This window comes from Butyricicoccus sp. AM78-15b2TA (assembly GCF_027665985.1).
Taxonomy (GTDB): domain Bacteria; phylum Bacillota; class Clostridia; order Oscillospirales; family Butyricicoccaceae; genus Agathobaculum; species Agathobaculum butyriciproducens.
In genome coordinates this window covers 1-3,890 of sequence record NZ_JAQEHY010000046.1, presented here as the reverse complement: position 1 = coordinate 3,890, position 3,890 = coordinate 1, and the positions used below count along the sequence as shown (strand labels likewise).

Below are 3,890 nucleotides of genomic sequence, written 5' to 3'. Positions count from 1 at the left end.
TTTAGTATATCAAAACCAGAAGCGTTTGTCAAGAACTTTTTCAAATTCTTTTTCAGAACCTCAATCGTTTCTAAACCAAACTTTTCGGTTTTGCGCTCGTCTCTCAGAGACAGCTTTAATAGAATACCAAATCCGACAGCAAATGTCAAGCACTTTTTTTATTTATTTTTGTGCCACACAATGCCTGTATTATAATAGTATACCTGCCTTTCTCCGTCGCGTGCCCTGTAAGCCGCATCTAACCTTGACATTCCCCCCAATTTAGTGTATAATTTCGCTCTTGTGGGAACTTTTTTTACAAGGAGAACGGTTTATGAAAAAAGTTGGTTCACTGATCAGACAGCTGCTGCCACGGCGTGATATGCCGCTGCGCCAAAACACAAGGGCGCAAAAGCTGCTACTGCTGCTACTGACACCGCTTACCGCGTTTTGGCTGATGCAGCTTGTGCTCGGCTCTCCGCCGTGGAATATGAGCGCAGGCGTGGCGCTGGCTAACTGGCTATGCCTCAGCGCACTCTACTGGATCGGCTGTGCGGTTATCGGCTATCCGGCGGTCTGCTGCGTGCTACTGCACATTCTGGCCGGTATGTGGGGCGCTGCGAACTACTTCGTTTCTGTCTTCCGCGGCACACCTATTCTGCCGTGGGACTTTAAGGCGCTCGGTACCGCTGTGGCCGTTGCAGGCAGTTACAGCCTGTCTATGACCTGGCAAATTGCCATCTGCATTATGCTGGTTGCACTGCTTGCGTGGGCGCTGCGCCCTTATTATAAGATGGGGCATTTTCGGCCGCGCAAAGGCGATCTGCTGCGCCGCGGTTCCGTGCTGATTGCCGGTCTGCTGTGTCTCATCCCGATCGCCCACCCGCAAATACTGGGCATGTTCGGCGTAGAGACCGACGTGTGGGATCAGCTCGGTGCCTACCAGACCGGCGGTGCCGCTGCAGAATTTCTGCGAAACACCGAATTTATGGAAGTGGAAAAACCGGATGATACCACGCCGGAACGCGCCAACGCTATTGTGAATGGTGCAGAGGATGACCCGACACCGAATGTCGGCGTTGATCACCCGAATATTGTTGCTATTATGAATGAGTCATGGGCGGACTTTGAGGACTTCGGCAATCTGACACTCACAGAAAGCCCAATGAATTACATCAACAGCGTGTCGAACGCGATCCACGGCCACGCCTACACCTCGGTATTCGGCGCGGGCACAAGCACGAGCGAGTTCGAGTTTCTGACCGGTAATTCGATGAACTTCCTGCCATCGGGCAGTATCCCGTATCAGCAGTACATCCTCGGTCCGACGGATTCACTGGCTACGCTGCTCAAGGGCTACGGCTACGAGACGCGTGCGTTTCATCCGGGTGAGCGAACCTCGTGGCAGCGTAATATCGCGTATCCGCGTCTGGGCTTCGACTCATTCAAGTGCGGCGAGGACATGGACGTACCGCAGACCGAGGAGCACGGCTACGTCAGCGACGATTCCGACTTCGAGCAGATTATTTGGGAGTTTGAGCATAAGGACGAAAGCACACCGCTGTTTCTGTTCAATGTGACGATTCAGAACCACGGCAGCTACACGGTTGAGGATTATCCCGCTGAGGTGCAGGTCGCCGATGAGCCGGGCGTGTACCCCAAGGCAGAGCAGTATCTGACGCTCGCCAATAAGACCGATGAGGCCTTCAAAAAGCTGATCGACTACTTCTCGTCACAGACTGAGCCGACCATTCTCGTTATGTTCGGCGATCATCAGCCGTCTGTCGAGCAGGAATTTCTCGATAAGGCTTACGGCGTGACTCAGGACGAGATGACCATGGCACAGTACATGGATAAGTTTAAGGTGCCGTTCATCATCTGGGCCAATTACCCGCTGACCGGCAATTCGACAAAGATCACCAGCCTGAACTTTCTCGCGCAGTATGTGCTGCGCAACGCGGGCATTGAAACCAGTGCCTACGGAAAATACCTGTGGAATCTGCAGAAAACCATTCCGGCGATGACCTTCGCCGGCTATTTCGATAGTGAAGGCAACGCATACAGCCATCTGGATACCACAAAATTTACCCCGCTGATTGAAGATTACGAGCGCGTACAATATAACAACCTGTTCGGCGGCGACGAACGCCAGACTGCGCTGTTTGCCTCTCCGGCAAGTGCGACTTCAAGCGATGCCGCAAACGCAACCAGTGGCAATTAAACAGAAGCGACTGCTATTGAACAGCACCCCATTTGTTAGACAGTATGATACACTATCTAACAGATGGGGTGATTTATTATGTCAAGAGGAAAACCGAACAAACGATACACGCCGGAGTTTAAGAAGCTAGTCGTGGAAACCATGATGGAAGAAAGGTTGAGTTACTGTGAAACAGCGAGACGATTTGGAATAAGCAGTGCCACTCAGGTCAGAAACTGGGAGCGTATTTATCTATCAGAAGGGGCAGAGGCATTGGCCATCGAACGACGCCAGCACAAAACGCTAGTAGTCCAGAAACTAAGGCAAAAATATTCTCTCAATCTTCTGCTTTCCATCACTCAACTGCCCCGTGCAACGTTCTATTATCACTTGAAACAAATGCAGAAAACAGACAAATATACATCCGTTAAGGAAGAAATCACAACTATTTTCCACGAAAACAAGGGCAGATACGGCTACCGGTGGATTACGACAGTGCTTTCCTTGTGAATCATAAACCGTTCGGAGACTTATGAAGGCGTTAGGGCTGATTTGCCGCGCCCGAATGAAGAAATACCGTTCTTACAAGGGAAATGTGGGTAAAATTGCACCAAATCTGTTAAATCGAGATTTTCATGCAGACAAGCCCAATCAGAAGTGGGTCACGGATGTGACGGAGTTTAGCCTGTTCTGGGAGAAACTCTACCTGTCACCCATCCTCGACCTGCACAGCAGCGATCTGGTCAGCTACACGATTTCAGACCGTCCGGTACTGCGCATGGTAATGACTATGTTGGACAAGGCGTTTGCAAAGATTCCTGATGGTACAGACCTCATTCTCCATTCTGACCAGGGTTGGCAGTACCAGCGCATGCTCCAAGAGAAAGGCATCCGGCAAAGCATGAGCCGCAAAGGAAACTGTCTGGATAATGCTGTGATTGAAAACTTCTTTGGAATACTCAAAAGTGAGCTATTGTATCTGCAGGAATTTCAGTCCATGGAGCACTTCAAACAGGAACTCATTGAGTATCTGGACTACTACAATAATCGCAGAATCAAGGCAAAACTAAAGGGCTTTCCGCCTGCAATTCACAGACAACAAGCCCTTTCGGCTGCTTGAACAATTTTTACGACGAATTTTTGTCTAACCTTTGGGGGCACTTCATATGCAGCCGCTTTTTATTATCTAAAATCCATCTAAGTCCAAGCATGTGCTTTACCTGATAGGCCCCAGCCACCAACACCCGTAAACAATTCGCGCGACACGGGTATGTCGCGCCTGCGTAGACTTAACCGCATGTGTAGCAGCAAAGAATCTGACACTGCGAATAGGTCGAGAAATGGGAGCACACTGTGCTCCCCTACAGTAGAAAAGATCCTCTGCCGTTCCCCTTTTCGGAGCGATCGCAGGTTTCTGGTCTGCGCCAAACTAAGAAGTAAAGGGAAATGGGAGTTAAGAGGGTAGAAACCGTAGGTGTCTACCCTCTTGCCCCACCGCTGTAGTACGGCGAACTCCTCGCCGAATCTCAGCGAAAAACGCTCCGTCTGGATAGGGTGAACCGTCTGCGCGATTCAAGTCTACCAGCAAACCACTGCAGAAAAGGCTGCCGCCCAGACAGGACGTATTGCTGACGCAACTCGTGTCCCCTGCAAAATCTCAGCAAAAAAAGAAAAAGCAGCAACTTTCGTTGCTGCTTTAGATGTAGGCGTT

General features: G+C 50.3%; 2 protein-coding genes and 1 pseudogene. All 3 read left to right on the top strand.

All coding sequences use genetic code 11. The features are described 5' to 3' along the window. Positions 1 to 313: 313 nt before the first annotated feature. Complete coding sequence (locus PGS25_RS15455) at positions 314 to 2,200, top strand: LTA synthase family protein (RefSeq protein ID WP_270419408.1); 1,887 nt, start codon at positions 314 to 316, stop codon at positions 2,198 to 2,200. Between the two features lie 78 nt (positions 2,201 to 2,278). Next, on the top strand, positions 2,279 to 2,689 hold the full coding sequence (locus PGS25_RS15450; RefSeq protein ID WP_270419407.1) for a helix-turn-helix domain-containing protein: 411 nt from the start codon (positions 2,279 to 2,281) through the stop codon (positions 2,687 to 2,689). Between the two features lie 19 nt (positions 2,690 to 2,708). Further along, positions 2,709 to 3,299: pseudogene (locus tag PGS25_RS15445) on the top strand (IS3 family transposase); the annotation flags it as partial. Positions 3,300 to 3,890 lie beyond the last annotated feature (591 nt).